We start from the raw sequence: 21938 nt of genomic DNA, 5'->3' as shown, positions 1-21938 counted from the left end.
GACTTCGACGGCTCATGGGACAGGAGACCAGCAGGCATGGCCGGCCAGAAGATGTTGAAGTTCGTCTCGCGCGGACGCCAGAGCCCCGACAAGAGATCCGCTGCGGAGCGCTCCGAGGATTTCGACGAGATCTATCAGGCCTTCGCCGCCGTGAAGGCGGAGGAGCAGGCGAGCCGCTGTTCGCAATGCGGCGTGCCGTTCTGTCAGACTCATTGCCCTTTGCACAACAACATCCCGGACTGGCTCATGCTGACCGCCGAAGGGCGGCTCGAAGAAGCCTATGAGCTCAGCCAGGCCACCAACACCTTCCCCGAGGTCTGCGGCCGCGTCTGCCCGCAGGATCGCCTCTGCGAGGGCAATTGCGTGGTGGAGTTCTCCGGCCATGGCGCGATCACCATCGGCGCGGTGGAGAAATACGTCACCGAAACCGCCTGGGAGAAAGGCTGGGTCCAGCCGCCCAAGCCCCGCGGCGCCGAGCGCTCCGAAAGCATCGGCATCATCGGCGCGGGCCCGGCGGGTCTGGCTGCGGCGGAGCGTCTGCGGCGCAAGGGCTTCCAGGTCGTCGTCTACGACCGCCACGACCGCGCGGGCGGGCTGCTGACCTACGGCATCCCCGGCTTCAAGCTGGAGAAGCACGTCGTCGCGCGGCGCATCGAGAGCTTCGAGGAGGCGGGGATCGTCTTCCGCCTCAATTGCGAGATCGGCAAGGACGTCAGCTTCGCGGATCTGCGCTCGCGTCACGACGCGGTGCTGATCGCGACGGGCGTCTATCAGGCGCGCGACCTCGGAGGCCCCGGCTCGGGCCTGCCGGGCGTCGAGAAGGCGCTGGATTACCTCATCGCCTCCAACCGCAAGAGCTTCGGCGACGCGGTTCCGGAATTCGACGAGGGCCGCCTCGACGCCGAGGGCAAGCATGTGCTCGTCGTCGGCGGCGGCGACACCGCCATGGACTGCGTGCGCACGGCGATCCGTCAGGGGGCCTCTTCGGTGCGCTGCCTCTATCGCCGCGACCGCGAGAACATGCCCGGCAGTCAGCGCGAGGTCGCCAACGCCGAAGAGGAAGGCGTGATCTTCGAATGGCTCTGCGCGCCCAGGGCCTTTTCGGGCGAAAGCCGCGTCACGGCGATGAAGGCCGTGCGCATGCGCCTCGGAGAGCCGGGGCCCGACGGCCGCCGCTCTCCCGAGGAGGCGCCGGGCTCGGAGTTCCTGCTGGAGGCGGATCTGGTGGTCAAGGCCCTCGGCTTCGACCCCGAGAACCTGCCCCAGCTCTGGGACGCCCCGGATCTGGAGACCACCCGCTGGGGCACCGTCAAGGCCGATTTCCGCAGCAAGATGACCAATCTGCCGGGCGTCTTCGCGGCGGGCGACATCATGCGCGGCGCCTCTCTGGTGGTCTGGGCGATCCGCGACGGCCGCGAGGCCGCCGACGCCATCACGGCTTATGTCGACCAGCGCGCCCTCGCGGCGGGCATGGCCGCCGAATAGCGCCGCCGAGCCGAGATTCCAGCCGCGCCCCTCGGGCGGCGCGGCCTCCGATATTCCCAAGGGGCGGCGCAAGGCCCCCTCTCAGGCTGAAAGAAACCGTGATGGCTCAGGATTTCACCCTTCCCGCGAACTGGTCCGAAGCCCATGAGGCCGAGCGCCGCAAGCTCGCCGAGACCGGCATGTATCGCCTCGAGGACGAGCGCGACAGCTGCGGCGTCGGCTTCGTGGTGGCCATCGACGGCAAGCCGCGCCGCGCGGTGGTCGAGAACGCCATCGCCGCGCTCAAGGCGATCTGGCACCGCGGCGCCGTCGACGCCGACGGCAAGACCGGAGACGGCGCGGGCATCCATGTGCAGATCCCGCAGGAGTTCTTCCGCGAGCATGTGCGGCGCACCGGCCACGAGCCTCTGTCGGGACGTCTGGCGGTGGGTCAGATCTTCCTGCCGCGCACCGACTTCGGCGCTCAGGAGGCCTGCCGGACCATCGTCGAATCCGAAATCATCCGGATGGGCTATTACATCTACGGCTGGCGTCAGCCTCCGGTGAACGTCTCGATCCTCGGCGAGAAGGCCAACGCCACCCGCCCCGAGATCGAACAGATCCTGATCGGCGACCCCAAGGGCGTCGACGACGAGACCTACGAGCGCGAGCTCTACATCATCCGCCGGCGCATCGAGAAGCGCGTGGCGGCGGCCTCCATCGCGGGGTTCTACGTCTGCACGCTGTCCTGCCGCTCGATCATCTACAAGGGGATGATGCTCGCCGAGCAGGTCGCGGAGTTCTATCCGGACCTCAAGAACGAGGCCTTCGCCTCCAGCTTCGCGATCTATCACCAGCGCTATTCGACCAACACCTTTCCGCAATGGTGGCTGGCGCAGCCCTTCCGCATGCTCGCGCACAACGGCGAGATCAACACCATCAAGGGCAATCTCAACTGGCTGAAGAGCCACGAGATCCGCATGGCCTCCAGCTTCTTCAACGGCAATGAGGAGGACATCAAGCCGATCGTCCTTCCGGGCGGCTCCGACTCGGCCTCGCTGGACGCGGTCTTCGAGCTCATGGTGCGCGGCGGACGCTCCGCCCCCATGACCAAGACCATCCTCGTGCCCGAGGCCTGGTCCAACACCGGCGCCTCCATGCCCGAGGCCTGGAAGGCGATGTACGCCTATTCCAACTCCGTCATGGAGCCCTGGGACGGCCCCGCCGCCCTCGCCATGACCGACGGACGCTGGGTGGTGGGCGGTCTCGACCGCAGCGGCCTGCGGCCCATGCGCTTCGTGCAGACCGGCGACGGCCTGCTGATCGCAGGCTCGGAGATCGGGATGGTCCCGGTGGACGAAGCGCGCATCAAGGCCAAGGGCCGCCTCGGGCCGGGCCAGATGATCGCCGTGGACATGCTGGAAGGGAAGATCTACCGCGACGCGGAGCTGAAGGATCTGCTCGCCTCCAATCCGGACAAGCCCTTCGACCGCTGGGCCGAGCGCATCACTCCGCTGGAATCGACCATTCCGCCGGGCGCCGTCGAGCCGATCCGTCTGGAGCGGGCGGAGCTGCGGCGTCGCCAGCGCGCGGCGGGCTACACCATCGAGGAGCTGGAGCAGGTGCTCCATCCCATGGGCGAGGACGGCAAGGAGGCCATCGGCTCGATGGGCGACGACACCCCCATCGCGGTGCTGTCGGCGCAATACCGGCCCCTGTCGCATTTCTTCCGGCAGAACTTCAGCCAGGTGACCAATCCGCCCATCGACCCGCTCCGCGAGAAGCGGGTGATGAGCCTCAAGACCCGCTTCGGCAATCTGCAGAACGTGCTGGACGAAAGCTCCAGCCAGACCGAGATCTTCACCCTTGAAAGCCCCGTCGTCACCAACGCCCAGTATGACGCCATGCGCGCCTACATGGGCGAGCGGGCGCGGGAGATCTCCTGCGTCTTCCCGGTGAACGGCGGCCCCGGCGCCATGGACGCCGCGCTGAAGCGTCTGCGCGCCGAGGCGGAAAGCGCCGTGCGTTCGGGGGTGGGGCATCTCATCCTCACCGACGAGCATGTGGATGAAAAGCACATGTCTCTGCCGATGATCCTCGCGACTTCGGCGGTGCATGGATCTCTGGTGCGGGCGGGCCTGCGGACCTTCTGCTCTCTGAACATCCGCTCGGCGGAATGCATGGACGCCCATTATTTCGCCGTGCTGATCGGCGTGGGGGCGACCACCGTCAACGCCTGGCTCGCGCTGGAGAGCCTTTCGGACCGCGTCAGCCGCGGGCTGCTCTCGGGGACCACGGCTCAGGCGGCGGCGCGCTTCCGCGAAGCCGTGGACCAGGGCCTGCTGAAGATCATGTCCAAGATGGGCATCTCGGTGATCTCCTCCTATCGCGGCGGCTGCAACTTCGAGGCGCTCGGCCTGAGCCGCGCTCTGGCGGCGGAGTATTTCCCCGGCGTGGCCAGCCGCATTTCGGGCATCGGTCTGGCGGGCCTCCAGAAGAAGGCGCTGGAGCTGCACGCCAAGGCCTTCGCGCCTGAGGCGGACGGCGTGCTGCCCATCGGCGGCTTCTACAAATCGCGGCGCGGCGGCGAGACTCACGCCTGGTCGGCCAATCTGATGCATCTGCTCCAGAAGGCCTGCGAGACCAACAGCTACGAGAGCTTCCGGCAGTTCAGCGAGGGCATGCGCCAGCAACCCCCGATCCATCTGCGCAATCTCCTCGACTTCCGCCATGGCGAGCGCAAGCCCATCCCGCTGCATGAGGTCGAGAGCATCACCGAGATCCGCAAGCGCTTCGTGACTCCCGGCATGAGCCTCGGCGCGCTCAGCCCCGAGGCCCACGAGGCGCTCAACATCGCCATGAACCGGATCGGCGCGAAATCCGACTCCGGCGAGGGCGGCGAGGATCCCGCCAAGGGCAAGCCCAAGCCCAACGGCGACAACGGACGCGCCAAGATCAAGCAGGTGGCCTCCGGGCGCTTCGGCGTCACGGCGGAATATCTGAACAACTGCACCGAGCTGGAGATCAAGGTGGCTCAGGGCGCCAAGCCCGGAGAAGGCGGGCAATTGCCCGGCTTCAAGGTCACCGAGATGATCGCCAAACTGCGCCACGCCACCCCCGGCGTGACGCTGATCTCGCCGCCGCCGCATCACGACATCTATTCCATCGAGGATCTGGCGCAGCTCATCTACGACCTCAAGCAGATCAACCCCGACGCCAAGGTCTGCGTGAAGCTGGTGGCGGGCGCGGGCGTGGGGACCATCGCGGCGGGCGTGGCCAAGGCCAAGGCCGACATCATCCTCATCGCGGGCCATAACGGCGGCACCGGCGCCAGCCCGGTGACTTCGGTGAAGTTCGCGGGCCTGCCCTGGGAGATGGGGCTTTCCGAAGCCCATCAGGTGCTGACGCTCAACCGTCTGCGCGATCGCGTGACCCTGCGCACCGACGGCGGTTTGCGCACCGGACGCGACATCGTGATGGCGGCCATGCTCGGCGCCGAGGAATACGGCGTCGGCACGGCGGCCCTCGTGGCTCTGGGCTGCATCATGGTGCGTCAGTGCCAGTCGAACACCTGTCCGGTGGGCGTCTGCACGCAGGACCCCAAGATGCGCGAGAAATACGTCGGCACGCCGGACAAGGTGGTGAACCTCTTCACCTTCCTCGCCCAGGAGGTGCGCGAGATCCTCGCTTCGGTGGGCGCCCGCTCGCTGGACGAGGTGATCGGCCGCGCCGACATGCTGATCCAGGTCAACCGCGGCGCGACCCATCTGGACGACCTCGACATGAATCCGATGCTCGTCCGCGTGGACGGCGACGCCCGCACCGCGCTCGGCCGCGACAAGCCGCGCAACGTGGTGCCCGACGCCCTGGACGCCGAGATCATCCGCGACGCCGAGCCCTTCTTCTCCAACCGCGAGAAGATGCAGCTCTCCTATAACGTCCGCAACGTCCAGCGGAGCATCGGGACCCGGCTCTCCTCGCAGATCGTGCGGCGCTTCGGCATGCGCGACAACGGCCTGCTGGAGGATCACCTGACGATCCAGCTCGCCGGACAGGCGGGGCAGTCTCTGGGGGCCTTCGCGGCGCCGGGCCTCAAGATCGAGGTCACGGGCGATTGCAACGACTATGTCGGCAAGGGGCTTTCGGGCGGCTTCATCACGGTGCGTCCGCCTCTGGGCTCTCCGCTGGTGCCGCACGAGAACACCATCATCGGCAACACCGTGCTGTACGGCGCGACGGCGGGCAAGCTCTTCGCCTCGGGCCAGGCCGGCGAACGCTTCGCCGTGCGCAACTCGGGCGCCACGACGGTGATCGAGGGCTGCGGCTCCAACGGCTGCGAATACATGACCGGCGGACAGGCGGTGATCCTCGGGGCGGTGGGCGACAACTTCGGCGCGGGCATGACCGGCGGCATGGCCTGGGTCTATGACGAGCGCGGAGATTTCGAGACCCGCATCAATCCGGAGACCATCCTCGTCCAGCCGGTCGAAAGCGCCCATTGGGAAGGCGTCCTGCGCGGCCTCGTCGAGGAGCATGTCCGCGAGACCCGCAGCCCGCGCGGCCGCGAGATCCTGGAGAACTGGGACGAAGCCCTCGGACGCTTCCGGCAGATCTGCCCGAAGGAGATGATCGGGCGTCTGGCTCATCCGCTCTCCGACCGCGCCGAGGCGGCTTCGGCCTGACCTCGCGCTTCGGGCGACGGGACGACGTGAAAAGGCGGCTCCCGCGAGGGGGCCGCCTTTTGCTTCAGCCGCGCCGGAAGGAAAACGCCCCGCCGAAGCGGGGCGTCTCGAATCCGGCCGGAGGGTCGGGAAGGCCGGAGACTTCAGCGCCGCTGGATCTGCTCGCCGGTGAGGGGGTCCACGCGGATTTCGGTCCGGGCGCCCGAGGCGCTCACGAACTTGATCTCCCAATGACCGTCGTCGTCGTCCCAGTCGGCTTCGTCGACGTAGGCGACGCCATGGGCGGCCTCGACCTTCGACAGGATCTCGGAGAGCTTCAGAGCGCCCGCAGGAGGCGGACGGTCGTCGGCGAGGGCGAGGGTCGGGGCGGCCAGAAGGGCGCCGGTCGAGAGGAGGACGGCGAGGGTCGCGCGGGTCATGCGGCGGATTCCTGTTGCTGTTGCGGAAGATCGGGGGAGGGGGCGCGGACCTCTCAGTCCGGATCAAGGCCGCGCCCGCCCCTTGGCGGGGGAGCCGTCCGGACCCCTTCGGGCGCCGGGCGGCTCCACGACGTCAACTGTTGGGCTGGCCGGTCACGGCGTCGAGGGTGAGGATCCCTTCGGCGCCTTCGGCGTCCACAAAGGCGATGGTCCAGGCCGCCTGATCGGCGTTCCACTCCACGTCGGTCACATAGGCGACTTCGCCCGTGGATTCGACGTTCTGGAGGATCTCGGAGAGCGGGAGCGCGTTTTCGGGGGGCTCCGCGAAGGCCGCGGAGATCGAAAGGGCGCTGGCGGCGAGAGCGAGAAGGAGAGGGCTTTTCATCAAAGCCTCCTGTTCTGACTGACCAAAAGCGGGACTTGAGCCCCGCCCTCAAGGAGATGGGGGCGCGCGTCGGGAAATCCAGTCACATGACTGATTTGTAAGGAAACGCCCCTTCAGGCCAGAGAGGGGCCGTTCTTCTTGTCGGGGATGCGCACCCGGAAATGGGCGCCTTCGGAGCTCTCCATCAGCCGCACCTCGCCGCCATGGGCCCGCGCCAGATCCTGCGCGATGGAGAGGCCCAGTCCGGTGCCGCCCTTGCGTCCGCCGCTCTTGAAGGGCTTGAAGAGGGTGGCCTTCGCCTCGGCGAGCAGGCCCGGCCCGTCGTCCTTCACGTCGATGGCCACGCCGCCGTCGGCGCGCCGGGCCGAGATCAGGATCAGGCCCCCCACGCCCGAGCCCTCGATGGCCTGAGCCGCGTTGCGGATCAGGTTCAGCAGGATGCGGTAGAGCTGGTCGGGATCGGCTTCGGCCACGGCTTCGGGGGGCGCGTCGATCTCGTAGCGGGGCTTGTGGTCGTCCTGCGGGGCGGCGATGGCGGCCACCTCCTGGAGGAAGGGCTCCAGAGGCACGCGCTTGCGCTCGGGGGGGGGCTCGTCGGCCTTGCCGTAACGGAGCGTCTGGGCCGAGAGATCCGCCGCCCGATCCAGAGAGCGCAGGATCTTGGGCGCGATCTGCCGGACCACGGGATCCTGACTGCGCTCCAGGCGATCCGCGAGGAGCTGCGCGCTGGTCAGGGTGTTGCGCAGGTCGTGGCTGATCTTGGCCATGGCCTCGCCGAGATCCGCCAGCCGCGACTTCTGCTTGAGCGCCATGCGCAATTCGCTCTGCAGCGCCGAGAATCCGCGCTCGACCTCGGCCATTTCGGCGCCCGGCGCGAGGGGTTCGTCAGGGAAGGGCTCGGCGTGTTCGGGATCGGCGCGGAAGGCCGCGACGCCCGTCGCCAGACGTCGCGCCGGCTCGCCCGCCAGACGCCGCGCCGCGAAGCCCGCCGCCAGACCCGTCAGGAGCGCCAGGCCGAGGGCCTCCAGAAGATCTCCGAGCGCGGCCTCGCGCAGCCGCCGCTTGAGCGGCGCGCTCTCGATCACGGTGCCGGTGGGCAGGGAATCGGGCGGACGCGGCTGGGCCTGCACGAAGAAGCGCGGCGGCGCGTCGCCGATGAGCGTGCCGAAGGCCCGCAGAAGCCGCTTGCCGAGAGGTTCGGTCTCCAACTGGACCCAGAAGCCCGCCTCCTTCATCTCGGCGCGCCAGAAGACCTGTTCGCGGGCGCCTGCGCGCTCCAGCACGATCAGATCCGAGCTCGCGGCGTTGAGGAGGGTCACGGCCCGCCAGCCCGAACCGGAGGCCACGGGCGCAGGGGCGTCGCCGTCGCGGGCGGCGTCCATGCGGGGATCTTCGGCCAGCGTGACCAGCCAGGCGGCGTCCACGCGGTCGCGGAGGTGGTCCTCGCGGATCTCCAGCAGATGGAAGGGCAGGACGGCGATCCGGAGCGCCAGAACCGACGCCCCCGCGGCGATCCCGATGCGGGCGGCCAGACTGTCGCGGATTCGCCGCAGAGGGGCCAAGAGCTCTCATCCTTCCGAGCGAAGACGTCGCCGGACCCGAGCCGCTTCGGCCCGCGCGCGGCGGGCCGGGGCCGGAAGGGACGTCAGGGCGTGGTGGTCGGCGCCGCCTCGGGGGCCGGAGCCGCAGGAGTCCCGGCCTCGGGAGCCGGAGCCGCCTCTTCGGCGGCGGGCTGCGCCGCCGGAGCCGGAGCTTCAAGCGACTCGCTCTCGATCTCGACGTCCGCCGGAGCGGGGGCCGGAACCGGAGCCGGAGCCGGAGCTTCGGAGGCGGGCGCCTCGGGAGCCGGGGCCTCGGGGGCTTCGGGCGCGGGAACGACCGGCGCCGGAACGGGCGTCGCGGGCGCCGGGGTCGCGCCGGGAGTGGGCACGGCGCCGATCCCCGGATCCACGACCGGAGCGGGCGCAGGCGCCGGAGTCGAGGCCGGGACGGTCGGCTGGACGCCGTCGAACAGCGAACGCGAGGTCGAGGAGGGCGAAGCCGCGATGGCGAGGCTCACGACGAGGAAGGCGGCGATCAGGCCCCAGGTGGTCTTCTGCAGGGCGGTGGTGCTGCTGCGGCCCTGCGTGGCCGCGTTTCCGCCGATCCCGAGCGCCCCGCCCTCCGAGCGTTGCAGCAGCACCGCCCCGATCAGGAACAGGACGACGATGAGCAGGACGATCATCAGGACTTGGGTCATGGCTTATCCGTGAGCGGGTTCGTCAGGGCGCGGCGGGGGGCGCGGGTTCGGGCGACAGGGAGTCCGGGCCCGCCCGAGGCCGGTCGAAAGCTTTGGCGCGGCTTGTAGCGCCCCGCCCGGGCCTTGTCGAGGGAAAGTCTTCCCGGGGCGGCTCAGCGTCCGCGGGCGCCGCCGAGCGCCAGAGCCCAGAAGTTCGTCAGGGCCTGGGGCGAGGCGAGAAGCGCGGCCCGCGCCTCCAGATCGCCCTGCGCGGAGACGGAAGGGACGAAGCTCTCCAGCCGCGTTCCCTGCAAGGCCTCCTCGGCCACGAGGTCCACCGGCTGGAGCAGGGCCTCGACCGCGGCGCGCAGGGCGGGCGGCGCCGCGCCGAGGCGGCCTTCGGGGCGCAGCTTCAGCCCCTGGGGCGTCACGGCATAGGGGATGCGCGCCTCGAAGCCCGAGGACTCGACGCGCCCGCCCGGACGCGGCGCATGGCGGATCTCGCCCGCCAGATGGAAGGCGCGGGCGTCCGCCGAGAGCTGCGAGAGCGCGACCCCCTCGACATGCAGCGCGCCGCGCGTCCGGAGCGCCAGCTCCTGCTTCAGGCCGCGTTCGAGATGGACGCGGGCTTGCGGCGCCTGGGCGCGGCCCTCCACCCGGAGCCAGCCTTCCGGCCCCGCCGAGGGGCGCAGCCAGATCCGGACCGGCGTGGGGGCGCCGAAGATCGTCGGCGAGAGGTCGACCGGCGCGCCGCCGCCGCCGAGGAAGCCCGCCAGGGCGCCCAGATCCTGAGACCGCGCCGGAGCGGCGGGCGCCGTCAGGGCCGCGATCAGGGCCGCAGCCGCAAGGCTTCTCAGCCGCATGGGAGTTCCTCCTGAAATCCGGCCCGCCGCGCTTCGGGGAGGGAAGGGCGGGCGTCGCGCCAATATAAGGCGCGCGCGGCGCGAAAGAAGGCTCTCCGGATGGGCGGGGTCGCGGCTCGCTTGACCAAAGCGGTTTGGAAGCGTAAGGATTCCTCCGCAAGGCGGTCGCGGCGCGAGGCGGCCCCGGAAGGGGCCCCGATGGAGCGCGCGGCCTCTTGCGCGGGCTCCGCGTCCTCAATCAAGATCCGCCGCAGGGAGGATCCGGCATGTTCATGATCTGCGGAGAGGCGCTTTACGATCTTTTCCTCGTCGAGGCGCGTCCCGACGGCGCCATGACCCTCGACGCCCGCATCGGCGGCTCGCCGTTCAATCTGGCGATGGGGCTGGCGCGGCTGGGTCGGCCTGCGGGGCTCTTCGGCGGGATCTCGACCGATCCTCTGGGCGAGCGCCTGACGGCGCGGCTGGAGGCCGAAGGCGTGGAGCCGCGATTCCTGCGGCGCAAGTCCGAACTCAGCACCCTCAGCCTGGTGGCCGCCGACGCGGCGGGCGTCCCGGCCTACGCCTTCTACGGCGTCGGGGCGGCGGATCGGGCCCTGACCCTCGACGACCTGCCGACCGAGGCCGGAATGGAAGGCGTGAAGGCGATCCATTTCGGCTCCTACGCGCTGGTCGCGCCCCCGACCTCGGAGACTCTGGCGGCTCTGGCGGCCCGCGAGGCGGGGCGGCGCTTCTTCAGCCTCGACCCCAATCTGCGGCTCAACGTCGAGCCCGACCGCGAGGTCTGGCGGCGGCGTCTGGAGGCCCTGATTCCCCTGACGGACCTCGTGAAGGTCAGCGACGAGGATCTGCGGCTTCTGCATCCCGAGAGCTCCGCCGAAGAGGTCGCCGCCGCATGGCTGAAGCTCGGGCCTGCTCTGGTGGTGGTCACGCGCGGCGCGGAGGGCGCCTTCGCGCTGGCGGCCTCGGGCGCGCGGGCCGAGATCCCCGCCGAGAAGATCGCGCTGATCGACACGGTGGGCGCGGGCGACAGCTTCATGGCCGCGCTTCTGGCGGGGCTGGAGGAGACGGGGCGGCTCGACCGCGCCCGGCTGGCCGCGATCCCCGCCGGAGAGCTCGCGGAGCTTCTGCGCTTCTGCGCCAGAGCCTCCGGCCTGACCTGCGCGCGACGGGGCGCCGATCCTCCGCGCCGCGCCGAACTGCCCGCCCTTCCGACTCCCAAGCCGCCCCATCCATAGGAGCCGCCGAGCCTCATGAGCAGCGTCATCATCCCCGTCGACCCCTTCGACCTCGTGATCTTCGGCGCCACCGGCGACCTGACGCGGCGCAAGCTGCTTCCGGGGCTCTATCAGCGCGACCGGGCGGGGCAGTTGCCTCCGGACGCCCGCGTGATCGGCGCGGCGCGCACCGAAATGGCCTCCAGGGCCTGGCGCGTCGAGGCCGAAAAGGCCCTCCAGGAGTTCGTCCCGAAGGAGGATCTCGACCCCGAGGCGGTGAAGCGCTTCCTCGGGCGGCTGGACTACATCCGTGTGGATGCGGCCGCAGAGACGGGCTGGTCCTCGCTGGCCAGACATCTGGAGGGGCGCGAAGGCCTCGTGCGGGCCTTCTATCTGGCGGTGGGCCCGGCCTTCTTCGGCTCCATCGCCGAGAAGCTCAAGGCCCATGGCCTCGTGACGGAGAAGGCGCGGCTGATCGTCGAGAAGCCGCTCGGCCATGACCTCGCGAGCGCCCATGCGCTCAACGACCAGCTGCGCGCGGCCTTCCCGGAAAGCGGCATCTACCGCATCGACCATTATCTGGGCAAGGAGACGGTCCAGAACCTCATGGCGCTGCGCTTCGCCAACGCCCTTTTCGAACCGCTCTGGAACGCGCAATACGTCGATCACGTGCAGATCACCGTCGCCGAGACGGTGGGTCTGGAGGGGCGCGGCGGCTATTACGACCAGTCGGGCGCCATGCGCGACATGGTGCAGAACCACCTTTTGCAGCTTCTCTGCCTGACGGCCATGGAGCCCCCCGCCGTCTTCGACGCCGACGGCGTGCGCGACGAAAAGCTCAAGGTGCTGCGTTCGCTCGCGCCGATCACGGCGGGCAACGCCCATGAAGTGACCGCGCGCGGGCAATATGGCGGGCGTCGGGGCGAGAAGAAGAGCTATCTCGAAGACCTCGGGCTTCAGGCCTCCAACACGGAGACCTTCGTGGCCATCAAGGCCGAAATCCGCAACTGGCGCTGGTCGGGGACGCCCTTCTATCTGCGCACCGGCAAGCGCCTGAGGGCGCGCTCTTCGGAGATCGCGGTGATCTTCCGTCATCCGCCGCACATGATCTTTCCGCATCTGGCGCAGGGTCTGCGGCGCAACGCTCTGGTGATGCGCCTCCAGCCCGACGAGGGCGTGACGCTCCGCGTGACGGTGAAGGAGCCGGGTCCGGGCGGCATGCGTCTGCGGGAGGCGGCGCTCGACATGACCTTCGCCGACGCGCTCAACGGCGTGCGCATGCCCGACGCCTACGAGCGCCTGGTGCTGGACGTGATCCGGGGCGATCAGACGCTCTTCATGCGCGGCGACGAGGTCGAAGCCGCCTGGGCCTGGATCGACCCGATCCTGGCGGCCTGGTCGGGCTGGACGGAGCCTCCGGCGGTCTATGATCCCGACGGGCGCGGCCCCGAGGACGCCTTGCGGCTGATCCATCAGGACGGCCGCCGCTGGCGGGAGATCGAGCCATGAGCGGCGTGATTTCGAAGGTCGAGATCCGGGCCTTCGCGGGCCGCGAGGCTCAGGCCCTGGCTCTGGCGGCGGCGGCGGCGGCGGATCTCGCCGAGGCGATCCGTCTGCGGGGGCGGGCTTCCCTGGCGGTTCCGGGCGGGACGACGCCGGGGCCTTTCCTCGTCGAGTTGTCCCGCGCCGATCTGGATTGGGCGAAGCTCTCGGTCACGCTGACCGACGAACGGTGGGTTCCCGAGGAGAGCGAGCGCTCCAACGGGCGGCTCTTGCGGGCGACTTTGCTGCGGGGCCCGGCTTCGGCGGCGCGGTTCATCCCGCTCTTCACCGGCGCCCCGACGCCCGAAGAGGCCTTCGGCGACCTCGACGACGCCCTGAGGCCGCTGACGCCTCTGGACGTCTGCGTGCTCGGCATGGGGACCGACGGCCATACGGCCTCGCTCTTTCCCGGCGGCGACCGTCTGGCGGAGGCCATGGACCCGGCGCAGCCTCTGGCGGCTCTGGCCTTGCGGGCGCCGGGCGCGCCCGAGCCGCGCCTCACGCTGACGCGCCCCGTGCTGACCGGCGCGCGACGCGCCTGTCTGCTCATCAACGGCGCCGAAAAGCGCCGCGTCCTGGCCGAGGCGCTGGATCCCGCGGGCGCCGAAGCCGACATGCCTGTCCGGGCGATCCTGCGCGCGGCGGGGGGCCTGACCGTCTTCGACGCGCCGTGACGCGACGCGCCTGCATGATTCCGATGTGACCCATGGGGCTTCGTCCCCTCGGCGAAAGGAGCCTTCTCCATGACCAGCGCCAGCCTGAATCCGACCCTCGCGGCCGTCACGGAGAGGGTGACGGAGCGCAGCCGCCGCGCGCGTCAGGCCTATCTCGACATGATCCGCCGCGCCGCCGAGAATCGTCCGACCCGCCGCGATCTCGGATGCGCCAATTTCGCCCACGCCTTCGCCGCCTGCTCGACCCATGACAAGGAGCGCCTCGTTGCGGGCGAGGCCCCCAATCTCGGGATCGTCACGGCCTATAACGACATGCTTTCGGCGCATCAGCCCTACGAGCGCTTCCCCGAGATCATCCGCCGGACGGCCCATGCGGCGGGGGCCACGGCTCAGGTGGCGGGGGGCGTGCCCGCCATGTGCGACGGCGTGACCCAGGGCCGGGCGGGCATGGAGATGTCGCTCTTCTCCCGCGACGTCATCGCGCTTTCGACGGCGGTCGCCCTGAGTCATGAGAGCTTCGACGCGGCGGTCTATCTGGGCGTCTGCGACAAGATCGTTCCGGGTCTGGTGATCGGGGCGGCGCGTTTCGGACATCTTCCGGCGGTGTTCCTGCCCGCCGGACCCATGACTTCGGGCCTCTCCAACGACGAGAAGGCCAAGACCCGTCAGCGCTACGCCGTGGGCGAGGCCACCCGCGCCGAGCTGCTCGCCTCGGAGATGAAATCCTATCACGGCCCCGGCACCTGCACCTTCTACGGCACGGCCAACAGCAATCAGATGCTCATGGAGATCATGGGGCTGCATCTGCCGGGGGCGAGCTTCGTCAATCCCAACACGCCCCTCCGCGACGCCCTGACCGAGGCGGGGGTCAGGCGGGCTCTGGCGATCACGGCTCTGGGCAACGAATACGTCCCGGCGGGCGAGATCCTCGCGGAGAAGAACTTCATCAACGCGGTTGCGGGGCTCCACGCCACGGGCGGCTCGACGAACCACGCCCTGCATCTGGTGGCCATGGCGCGGGCGGCGGGGATCCTGCTGACTCTGGAGGATGTGGCGGATCTGTCCGGCGTGGTTCCCCTGCTGGCGCGGGTCTATCCGAACGGGCTCGCCGACGTGAACCACTTCCACGCGGCGGGCGGCATGCAATACGTCATCCGCGAGCTTCTGGGCGGCGGGCTGCTCCATGAGGAGGTGCGCACCATCGCCGGAGACGGCATGAGCCGTTACACCCAGGAGCCGAAGCTCGGCCCGGATGGAGAGATCCGCTGGGTGGAATCCGCGGGCGAATCCCTGCATAAGGACATCCTGCGGCCGGTCTCGGCGCCCTTCCAGCCGACGGGCGGCCTCCAGCTTCTGAAGGGCAATCTCGGGACCAGCGTGATCAAGGTCTCGGCGGTGAAGCCCGACCGCCATGTCGTCGAGGCTCCGGCGCGGGTCTTCCACAGTCAGGAGGCTCTGGCGGCGGCCTTCAAGGCGGGCGAACTGGAGCGGGACGTGATCTGCGTGGTGCGCTTCCAGGGCCCCCGAGCCAACGGCATGCCCGAACTCCACAGCCTGACGCCGCCCCTGAGCGTGCTTCAGGACAAGGGTTTCCGCGTGGCTCTGGTCACCGACGGGCGCATGTCGGGCGCCTCCGGCAAGGTGCCCGCCGCGATCCATCTGACGCCCGAAGCCGTGGACGGCGGCCCCATCGCGAAGATCCGCGACGGCGACCTGATTCGCCTCGACGCCGACGCCGGAACCCTCGAAGTCTTCGCGGAGGGCTTCGACTCCCGCGAACCCGCGACGGCGGATCTCTCCGGGAACGAATTCGGCGTCGGACGCGAGCTCTTCGCGCCTTTCCGCGCGGCGGTGGGGCCTGCGGACCAGGGGGCGAGCCTCTTCTCCTTCGCGGCTGGTTGAGGGGGGCGGTGCATCATGACGGAAGCGAAAACCCGGCTCGGCCTCGGCCTGGTGGCCCATGACCGGCTGAAGCCCGCCCTGGCGGAATGGGCGCAGGCGCATCGGGAGATCCTGACGCGCCACCGGCTCTTCGCCACCGGCACCACCGGGCGCCTCCTGCTGGAGGCCATGCCCGGCGCCGAGATCGCGCGCGTCGAGAGCGGCCCCCTGGGCGGCGACCTCCAGATCGGGGCGGCCATCGTCGAGGGGCGCATCGACGCGCTGATCTTCCTCGTGGACCCCCTGACGCCCCAGCCTCACGACGTGGACGTCAAGGCCCTGATCCGCATCTGCACGCTTTACGGCGCGCCTCTGGCGCTGAACCTGCCCACGGCGGAGGCCCTTCTCGCCGCCGACTGGTTCGCGCGCCCGGAGCTCCTGCGCCGCGCGCCGAATCCCTTCGCCGAGAGCTACAAGGCCCGCGAGATCGCGGCCCCTCCTCCCCCAGCCTCAGGAGCCCGAGCCATGACCTTCGCCGCCGCATGGGAGGCCGCAGGCCGCGACGCCGACCGCCTCAAGCGCCTGCATCTGCGCCAGCTCTTCGCGCAGGATCCGCAGCGTTTCGCGCGTCTGTCGCGGCGTTCCGGCGATCTGCTCGTGGATTTCTCCAAGGAGAAGCTCGACGCGGGGGCCCTGAAGTCGCTGCTGGCCCTCGCCGAGGCCGCCGACGTGGCGGGCAAGCGCGAGGCCATGTTCCGCGGCGAGCCCATCAACCTCACCGAGGGGCGGGCGGTGCTGCATGTGGCGGCCCGCGATCCCTCCGGCGCCTATGACGCGCCCGGCTTCGCGGAGGTCGCCCCGACGCTGGAGCGCTTCCTCGCCTTCGCCGAGGCCCTGCGCTCCGGGGACTGCGCCCCCCCGACCGGCGGGCGCTTCACGGATGTGGTCAACATCGGCATCGGCGGTTCGGATCTGGGTCCGGCGATGGCGGTCCGGGCGCTCGCGCCCTGTCATGACGGCCCGAGGGCGCATTTCGTCTCCAACGTGGACGGCGCCCATCTGACCGACACGCTCAAGGGGCTGGACCCGGCCCATACCCTGATCCTCGTCGCCTCCAAGACCTTCACCACCCAGGAGACCATGACCAACGCCCGTTCGGCGCGGGACTGGCTGGCGGCGAAGCTCGGCGCGGCGGGGGCGGGGGCCCATCTCGCGGCGGTCTCGACCAATCTGAAGGAGACCGCGCAGTTCGGCGTCGACGATTCCCGCGTCTTCGGCTTCTGGGACTGGATCGGCGGGCGCTATTCCGTCTGGACGGCCATCGGCCTGCCTCTGGCCGTCGCGGTCGGGGCGGAGAACTTCCGCGCCTTCCTCGCGGGCGCCAAAGCCATGGACGATCATTTCCGGAGCGCTCCGGCGGCGGAGAACCTGCCCCTGCTGATGGGGCTGGTCGGAATCTGGCGCCGCAACTTCATGGGCGCCTCCAGCGTCGCGGTGATCCCCTATGACGAGCGCCTCGGGCGGCTTCCGGCCTATCTCCAGCAGCTGACCATGGAGTCCAACGGCAAGCGCGTCACGCGCGGCGGCGAGGCCGTGACGGTCGCGACCTGCCCGGTGGTCTGGGGCGAGGCGGGCACCAACGCCCAGCACAGCTTCTTCCAGCTCATCCACCAGGGAACCGACGTGATCCCGGTGGATTTCCTCGCGGCGGCGCAAGCCCACGAGAATCTCGGCGATCATCACGCCAAGCTCCTGGCGAACTGCTTCGCGCAGTCTCAGGCCCTGGCCTTCGGCAAGCTCCCCGGCGAGGTCGCGGCGGAGATGCGCGCCAGGGGCCTCCCCGAGGCCGAGATCGCGCGGCTGACTCCGCACCGGACCTTCCCCGGCGACCGCCCCTCGACGACGCTGCTCTATCCGCTGCTCGATCCGGAGCGGCTCGGCGGGCTCGTGGCGCTCTACGAGCACAAGACCTTCGTCGAGGCCGCGATCTGGGACGTCAACGCCTACGACCAATGGGGCGTCGAGCTGGGCAAGGAGCTGGCGGCGAAGCTCCTGCCGGGCGTCGAGAGGGGCGAGGCGCCGGCGGGCGCGGATTCCTCCACTTCGGGGCTGGTCGCGGCGGCGGCGGCTCTGCGCGAAACGCATCAGGGAGTTTGAAGCCATGGGAAAGATGGTGAGCGCGCGCGAGGTTCTGGCTCTGGCGCCGGTGGTGCCGGTGCTGATCGTGGAGACTCTGGCCGAAGCCGAGCCTCTGGGCCGGGCTCTGGTCAAGGGCGGGCTGAAGGCTCTGGAGGTGACCTTGCGCACCCCCGTGGCCCTCGACGCCATCCGCGCCATGAGCGCCATCGAGGGCGCGGTGGTGGGGGCGGGCACCTTGCTGACTCCCGCCGACGTCAAGGCGGCGAAGGCGGCGGGAGCGCGCTTCGGCGTCTCGCCGGGCTGCACCGAGACCCTGCTCAAGGCCGCGAGGGACGAGGGCCTGCCGCTTCTGCCGGGCGCGGTCACGGCTTCGGAGGTCATGCGGCTTCTGGAGCAGGGCCTCGACGTGCTGAAGTTCTTCCCCGCCGAGCAGTCGGGCGGAGCGGCGCTGCTCAAGGCCTGGAGCAGCCCCCTGCCTCAGGTGAAATTCTGCCCCACGGGCGGAATCTCTCTGGCCAACGCCGCGCAATATCTGGATCTGCCCAACGTGCTGGCGGTGGGCGGCTCCTGGGTGGCGCCCAGAGCGGCGGTCAAGGCGGGCGACTGGGCGCGCATCGAGGAGCTGGCCCGCGAGGCCTCGGGGCTCCGGCGCGCGGTCTGAGCGGCCCTTCCGATCCGGGCGCGGGGCGGATGGGGCTTTCCCCCGCCGCCCGCGCGGCCTACCATGGCCCCGACCAACGCCAGCGAGGAGGCCGCGCATGGGCTGGATTCCGGATCCGCGACGCTACGACTCCATGACCTATCGGCGCTGCGGGCGCTCCGGGCTGGTGCTGCCTGCGCTGTCGCTGGGGCTCTGGCATAATTTCGGCGACGACGCCCCTTTCGAGCCCAAGCGCGATCTCTGCCGGGCGGCCTTCGATCTGGGGATCACGCATTTCGACCTCGCCAATAATTACGGCCCGCCGCCGGGCTCCGCCGAGACGGCCTTCGGCGAGATCCTGCGCACGGATTTCAGGAGCCATCGCGACGATCTCGTGATCTCGACCAAGGCGGGCTATTACATGCGTCCCGGCCCCTATGGCGAATGGGGGAGCCGCAAATACCTGATCTCCAGCTGTGAGGCGAGCCTCCGGCGCATGGGGCTGGATTATGTGGACATCTTCTATTCCCACCGCTTCGACCCGAAGACTCCCCTCGAGGAGACCATGGGCGCTCTGGATCGGATCGTGCGTTCGGGCAAGGCGCTCTACGCCGGGATCTCCTCCTACGGCGCCGAGCAGACCCGCCGCGCCGCGCAGATTCTGGAGGAGCTGGGCACGCCCTGCCTGATCCATCAGCCGAGCTACTCCATGCTGAATCGCTGGATCGAGACGGATGGGCTGCTCGACGTGCTGGAGGCCGAGGGTCTGGGCTGCATCGTCTTCTCGCCCCTGGCCCAGGGGATGCTGACGAACAGATATCTCGGCGGCGTCCCGCCCGAGGGCAGCCGCGCCACCCAGGGCAAGTCCCTGAAGCCCGAGATGCTCGGCGAGGAGAATCTCGCCCGCATCCGGGGTCTGAACGCCGTGGCGGAGAAGCGGGGCTGTTCTCTGGCGCAGCTGGCTCTGGCCTGGGCCCTGCGCGATCCGCGGGTGACTTCGGCTCTGGTGGGGGCCAGCCGCGTGGAGCAGCTGCGGGATTCGGTCGGCGCCCTCTCGCTGGAGCCCCTGACGCCCGAGGAGCTGGCGGAGATCGACCTCCACGCCCGCGAGGGCGGGGTCAACATCTGGTCGGCCCGCGGCCAGCCGAAGGTCTGAAGGAGAGGTCATGACGCGCAGATTGCGTCTGGGGATGGTCGGCGGCGGGCGAGGGGCCTTCATCGGGGCGGTGCATCGCTTCGCGGCGCGGCTCGACGGCGATTACGAGCTTGTGGCGGGAGCCTTCTCCGCCGATCCCGAGAAGGGGCGGGCCTCGGCGGAGGATCTGGGGATCGCGCCCGGACGGGCCTACGCCTCCTGGGAGGAGATGGCCCGCGCCGAGGCCGCCCGGCCCGACGGAATCGAAGTCGTCTCCATCGTCACGCCGAATCATCTGCATTTCGGCCCGGCGAAGGCCTTCCTCGAAGCCGGGATCCATGTGATCTGCGACAAGCCCCTGACCTCCACCCTGGAGGACGCGCGGGCTCTGGCGCGGATCCTGGCGGCCCGGATGGTGGGGGGTCGGCCTCTGGTCTTCGGCCTGACCCACGCCTATGCGGGCTATCCTCTGGTGCGCCAGGCGCGCGAGATGGTGGCGCGGGGCGATCTCGGGCCCTTGCGGATCGCGCAGGTGGAGTATCCCCAGGACTGGCTGACCGAGCCCGCCGAGGACTCGGGGAACAAGCAGGCGCTCTGGCGCATGGACCCCGCCAACGCCGGAGAAGGCGGCGCCGTCGGCGACATCGGGACTCACGCTTACCATCTGCTGCGCCATGTGACGGGGCTGAAGCTGGAGGCCCTTTCGGCGGATCTGCGCAGCTTCGGGCCGGGCCGCCGCCTCGACGACGACGTCCAGGCCATGCTCCGCTTCAGGGGCGGCGCGCGCGGGATGCTCTGGGCCAGCCAGATCGCGCCGGGCCATGAAAACGGCCTGCGTCTGCGGGTCTACGGCGCCAAGGGCGGACTCGAATGGGCGCAGGAGGCTCCGAACCAGCTCTGGTTCTCCCCCTATGGCGAGCCCCGCCGCCTGCTGACCCGCGGCGGCGCCGGAGCCAGTCCCGGCGCGGCGTCTCTGACCCGCACCCCCGCCGGACATCCCGAGGGCTATCTCGAAGCCTTCGCCAATCTCTATCAGGACTACGCCCGGGCGATCCGCAGGGTTCAGGCGGGCGGCTCGCCCGAGACGCCGGAATCCCCCGGCCTGGCCGAAGGGCTGGAGGGGATGGCCTTCATCGACGCCTGTCTGCGCTCCTCGCGGGCGGACGCCGCATGGACCGCCCCCTCCCTTCTTGAACCCCCCGACTCCGGAGTCCCCTCATGAGCGCCCCCGACGAGGCCCGGCTTCCGCCGGTGAATCACGACCGAGACGCCCAGGGCGGCCGCTACTGGATCGCCCTCGGCGAGGAGGAGGCCGAAATGACCTATCGCCTTTCGGGCGGAGTCATGGCCATCGACCACACCTTTTCGCCGCGCTCCGCGCGCGGATCGGGCGTGGCGGCGCGGATGGTCCTGCGGGCCGTCGGCGACGCCCGCGCCGAGGGGCTGAAGATCCTGCCGCTCTGCTCCTATGTGGCGGCCCAGTTCGCGCGTCATCCCGACTGGTCGGACCTGCTGCCCGCATGAGGGCGCCGCGCTTCTGGTCCGATCCGGACTCCGTCCTCGGGGCTCTGCTGTCGCCTCTGGGGGCGGTCTGGGCTGAGGCGGGGCGTGCGCGTCGGCGGCGGGCCAGGCCCTGGCGGGCGCCGGTTCCGGTGATCTGCGTGGGGAATCTGACGCTCGGGGGGGCGGGCAAGACTCCGACCGCGATCCACATCCTCCGGCGCCTCGCGCAGAGGGGCCTTGAGGCCCACGCCCTGAGCCGGGGCCATGGCGGCTCCGAGCGCGGACCGCATCGCGTCGACGCCAACGCCGACGATCCCGCCCGCGTCGGCGACGAGCCCCTGATCCTCGCGGCCCACGCCCCGACCTGGATCGCGCGCGACCGGGCGGCGGGGGCTCGGGCGGCCGTGGCGGCGGGGGCCCAGGTCCTGGTGCTGGACGACGGCTTCCAGAATCCGGCTCTGGAGAAGGATCTCTCGCTGATCGTGATCGACGGGCCTGCGGGCTTCGGCTCGGGGCGTGTGGCTCCGGCGGGGCCCCTGCGCGAGCCCGTCGCGGAGGGGCTGGCGCGGGCCGACGCGGCGCTGATCCTCGGGGAGGGCGATCCTCTGGCGGGGATTCCCTTCGCGGGGCCGGTGCTGCGCGGAAGGGTGGAGCCCGCCTTCGCCGGGACGCCCTTCGCGGGGATGCGGGCTCTGGCCTTCGCAGGGATCGGGCGTCCGGAGAAGTTCTTCGCCATGCTGCGGGAGCTGGGCGTGGATCTCGCGGCGACGCGGGCTTTCCCCGACCACGCCGTCTATGACGACGCCATCCTGCGCCGTCTGGCCCGCGAGGCGGAGGCCCTCGACGCGCAGATGATCTGCACCGAAAAGGACGCGGTGAAGTTCCCGGCGTGGTTTCGGGGCGCCGCCCTGCCGGTTCCTGCGAAATTGACCCTTCGGGACGAGAACGCCCTTGACGCCCTGCTCGACGGGACGTTAAGAAAATTTTAGCCAGGGGTTGAAAAAATTTTGATCCGGGATCTTTTTCCCCTGCGCGACGCCCCTATATCCTGATTCAGCGCACCAAGTCCCTCTGCTGCGCGATCTGGCGGCGGACGCGCCCCCCGCTCCCCCCTCTATGCATGCGCGTCCGCCGCTTTTTACCTCCGCCAGATCCCCCCCCCCCCAAAGCCTCCTGCCC

Annotated in this window: 17 protein-coding genes; 12 read left to right on the top strand and 5 right to left on the bottom strand. The window is 70.2% G+C overall.

The features are described 5' to 3' along the window. Positions 1 to 36 precede the first annotated feature (36 nt). Together PHN62_RS13160 and gltB are read left to right on the top strand one after the other, a co-directional pair. On the top strand, positions 37 to 1485 hold the full coding sequence (locus PHN62_RS13160; protein WP_300151376.1) for an NAD(P)-dependent oxidoreductase: 1449 nt from the start codon (positions 37 to 39) through the stop codon (positions 1483 to 1485). A 101-nt stretch (positions 1486 to 1586) separates the two neighbouring features. Next, on the top strand, positions 1587 to 6146 hold the full coding sequence (gltB, locus tag PHN62_RS13155; protein WP_300151374.1) for a glutamate synthase large subunit: 4560 nt from the start codon (positions 1587 to 1589) through the stop codon (positions 6144 to 6146). Positions 6147 to 6289: 143 nt separating this feature from the next. Here gltB and PHN62_RS13150 read toward each other — a convergent pair whose 3' ends face one another. The 5 genes from PHN62_RS13150 to PHN62_RS13130 all read right to left on the bottom strand — a co-directional run bounded on the left by PHN62_RS13150 (position 6290) and on the right by PHN62_RS13130 (position 10031). Then, a complete protein-coding gene (locus PHN62_RS13150; RefSeq protein ID WP_300151372.1) occupies positions 6290 to 6565 on the bottom strand; it encodes a PepSY domain-containing protein in 276 nt (91 codons plus the stop codon). 133 nt (positions 6566 to 6698) lie between these two features. After that, on the bottom strand, positions 6699 to 6950 hold the full coding sequence (locus PHN62_RS13145; RefSeq protein ID WP_300151370.1) for a hypothetical protein: 252 nt from the start codon (positions 6948 to 6950) through the stop codon (positions 6699 to 6701). Positions 6951 to 7063: 113 nt separating this feature from the next. Then, positions 7064 to 8512: a HAMP domain-containing sensor histidine kinase gene (locus PHN62_RS13140; protein ID WP_300151368.1), complete on the bottom strand. Its 1449-nt coding sequence runs from the start codon at positions 8510 to 8512 to the stop codon at positions 7064 to 7066. 83 nt (positions 8513 to 8595) lie between these two features. After that, positions 8596 to 9189, bottom strand: a complete 594-nt coding sequence (gene secG / locus PHN62_RS13135; protein WP_300151366.1) for a preprotein translocase subunit SecG — start codon at positions 9187 to 9189, stop codon at positions 8596 to 8598. A gap of 152 nt (positions 9190 to 9341) precedes the next feature. After that, positions 9342 to 10031 carry a hypothetical protein gene (locus tag PHN62_RS13130; protein ID WP_300151364.1) on the bottom strand — a complete coding sequence of 230 codons (690 nt, stop codon included), beginning with the start codon at positions 10029 to 10031 and terminating at the stop codon, positions 9342 to 9344. A gap of 266 nt (positions 10032 to 10297) precedes the next feature. Here PHN62_RS13130 and PHN62_RS13125 point away from each other — a divergent pair, with 266 nt between their 5' ends. The 10 genes from PHN62_RS13125 (at position 10298) to lpxK (ending at position 21748) form a co-directional block, all read left to right on the top strand. Then, complete coding sequence (locus tag PHN62_RS13125; RefSeq protein ID WP_300151362.1) at positions 10298 to 11266, top strand: carbohydrate kinase; 969 nt, start codon at positions 10298 to 10300, stop codon at positions 11264 to 11266. A gap of 15 nt (positions 11267 to 11281) precedes the next feature. Further along, on the top strand, positions 11282 to 12754 hold the full coding sequence (gene zwf, locus PHN62_RS13120) for a glucose-6-phosphate dehydrogenase (RefSeq protein WP_300151360.1): 1473 nt from the start codon (positions 11282 to 11284) through the stop codon (positions 12752 to 12754). After that, on the top strand, positions 12751 to 13461 hold the full coding sequence (pgl, locus tag PHN62_RS13115; protein WP_300151358.1) for a 6-phosphogluconolactonase: 711 nt from the start codon (positions 12751 to 12753) through the stop codon (positions 13459 to 13461). The genes zwf and pgl overlap by 4 nt, the downstream gene beginning before the upstream one ends. A 69-nt stretch (positions 13462 to 13530) precedes the next feature. Next, entirely contained in the window at positions 13531 to 15363 is a 1833-nt protein-coding gene (gene edd / locus PHN62_RS13110; protein WP_300151356.1) for a phosphogluconate dehydratase, read from the top strand. 15 nt (positions 15364 to 15378) lie between these two features. Then, positions 15379 to 17499, top strand: a complete 2121-nt coding sequence (gene pgi / locus PHN62_RS13105) for a glucose-6-phosphate isomerase (protein WP_300151355.1) — start codon at positions 15379 to 15381, stop codon at positions 17497 to 17499. A gap of 4 nt (positions 17500 to 17503) precedes the next feature. Next, positions 17504 to 18142, top strand: a complete 639-nt coding sequence (gene eda / locus PHN62_RS13100) for a bifunctional 4-hydroxy-2-oxoglutarate aldolase/2-dehydro-3-deoxy-phosphogluconate aldolase (protein ID WP_300151353.1) — start codon at positions 17504 to 17506, stop codon at positions 18140 to 18142. 97 nt (positions 18143 to 18239) lie between these two features. Then, on the top strand, positions 18240 to 19277 hold the full coding sequence (mgrA, locus tag PHN62_RS13095; protein WP_300151351.1) for an L-glyceraldehyde 3-phosphate reductase: 1038 nt from the start codon (positions 18240 to 18242) through the stop codon (positions 19275 to 19277). Positions 19278 to 19287: 10 nt separating this feature from the next. Next, positions 19288 to 20478, top strand: a complete 1191-nt coding sequence (locus PHN62_RS13090) for a Gfo/Idh/MocA family oxidoreductase (protein ID WP_300151349.1) — start codon at positions 19288 to 19290, stop codon at positions 20476 to 20478. Continuing rightward, the gene (locus PHN62_RS13085) at positions 20475 to 20780 is read left to right on the top strand and encodes a GNAT family N-acetyltransferase (protein WP_300151347.1); all 306 of its coding nucleotides are present in this window, start codon (positions 20475 to 20477) and stop codon (positions 20778 to 20780) included. The genes PHN62_RS13090 and PHN62_RS13085 overlap by 4 nt, the downstream gene beginning before the upstream one ends. Then, positions 20777 to 21748 (top strand): tetraacyldisaccharide 4'-kinase, encoded by a 972-nt coding sequence (gene lpxK, locus PHN62_RS13080; RefSeq protein ID WP_300151344.1) that lies wholly within the window; start codon positions 20777 to 20779, stop codon positions 21746 to 21748. The genes PHN62_RS13085 and lpxK overlap by 4 nt, the downstream gene beginning before the upstream one ends. Positions 21749 to 21938 lie beyond the last annotated feature (190 nt).

The sequence above is a fragment of the Neomegalonema sp. genome (assembly GCF_028688855.1).
In the GTDB taxonomy this organism is placed as follows: domain Bacteria; phylum Pseudomonadota; class Alphaproteobacteria; order Rhodobacterales; family Rhodobacteraceae; genus Neomegalonema.
This window is presented reverse-complemented; position numbering and strand designations above follow the sequence as displayed.

Bases quoted from the DNA above. Each gene is read 5' to 3' on its own strand.
- PHN62_RS13160 (WP_300151376.1), top strand. From the start codon at position 37: ATGGCCGGCCAGAAGATGTTGAAGTTCGTCTCGCGCGGACGCCAGAGC.
- gltB (WP_300151374.1), top strand. From the start codon at position 1,587: ATGGCTCAGGATTTCACCCTTCCCGCGAACTGGTCCGAAGCCCATGAG.
- PHN62_RS13150 (WP_300151372.1), bottom strand. From the start codon at position 6,565: ATGACCCGCGCGACCCTCGCCGTCCTCCTCTCGACCGGCGCCCTTCTG.
- PHN62_RS13145 (WP_300151370.1), bottom strand. From the start codon at position 6,950: ATGAAAAGCCCTCTCCTTCTCGCTCTCGCCGCCAGCGCCCTTTCGATC.
- secG (WP_300151366.1), bottom strand. From the start codon at position 9,189: ATGACCCAAGTCCTGATGATCGTCCTGCTCATCGTCGTCCTGTTCCTG.
- PHN62_RS13130 (WP_300151364.1), bottom strand. From the start codon at position 10,031: ATGCGGCTGAGAAGCCTTGCGGCTGCGGCCCTGATCGCGGCCCTGACG.
- PHN62_RS13125 (WP_300151362.1), top strand. From the start codon at position 10,298: ATGTTCATGATCTGCGGAGAGGCGCTTTACGATCTTTTCCTCGTCGAG.
- zwf (WP_300151360.1), top strand. From the start codon at position 11,282: ATGAGCAGCGTCATCATCCCCGTCGACCCCTTCGACCTCGTGATCTTC.
- pgl (WP_300151358.1), top strand. From the start codon at position 12,751: ATGAGCGGCGTGATTTCGAAGGTCGAGATCCGGGCCTTCGCGGGCCGC.
- edd (WP_300151356.1), top strand. From the start codon at position 13,531: ATGACCAGCGCCAGCCTGAATCCGACCCTCGCGGCCGTCACGGAGAGG.
- pgi (WP_300151355.1), top strand. From the start codon at position 15,379: ATGACGGAAGCGAAAACCCGGCTCGGCCTCGGCCTGGTGGCCCATGAC.
- eda (WP_300151353.1), top strand. From the start codon at position 17,504: ATGGGAAAGATGGTGAGCGCGCGCGAGGTTCTGGCTCTGGCGCCGGTG.
- mgrA (WP_300151351.1), top strand. From the start codon at position 18,240: ATGGGCTGGATTCCGGATCCGCGACGCTACGACTCCATGACCTATCGG.
- PHN62_RS13090 (WP_300151349.1), top strand. From the start codon at position 19,288: ATGACGCGCAGATTGCGTCTGGGGATGGTCGGCGGCGGGCGAGGGGCC.
- PHN62_RS13085 (WP_300151347.1), top strand. From the start codon at position 20,475: ATGAGCGCCCCCGACGAGGCCCGGCTTCCGCCGGTGAATCACGACCGA.
- lpxK (WP_300151344.1), top strand. From the start codon at position 20,777: ATGAGGGCGCCGCGCTTCTGGTCCGATCCGGACTCCGTCCTCGGGGCT.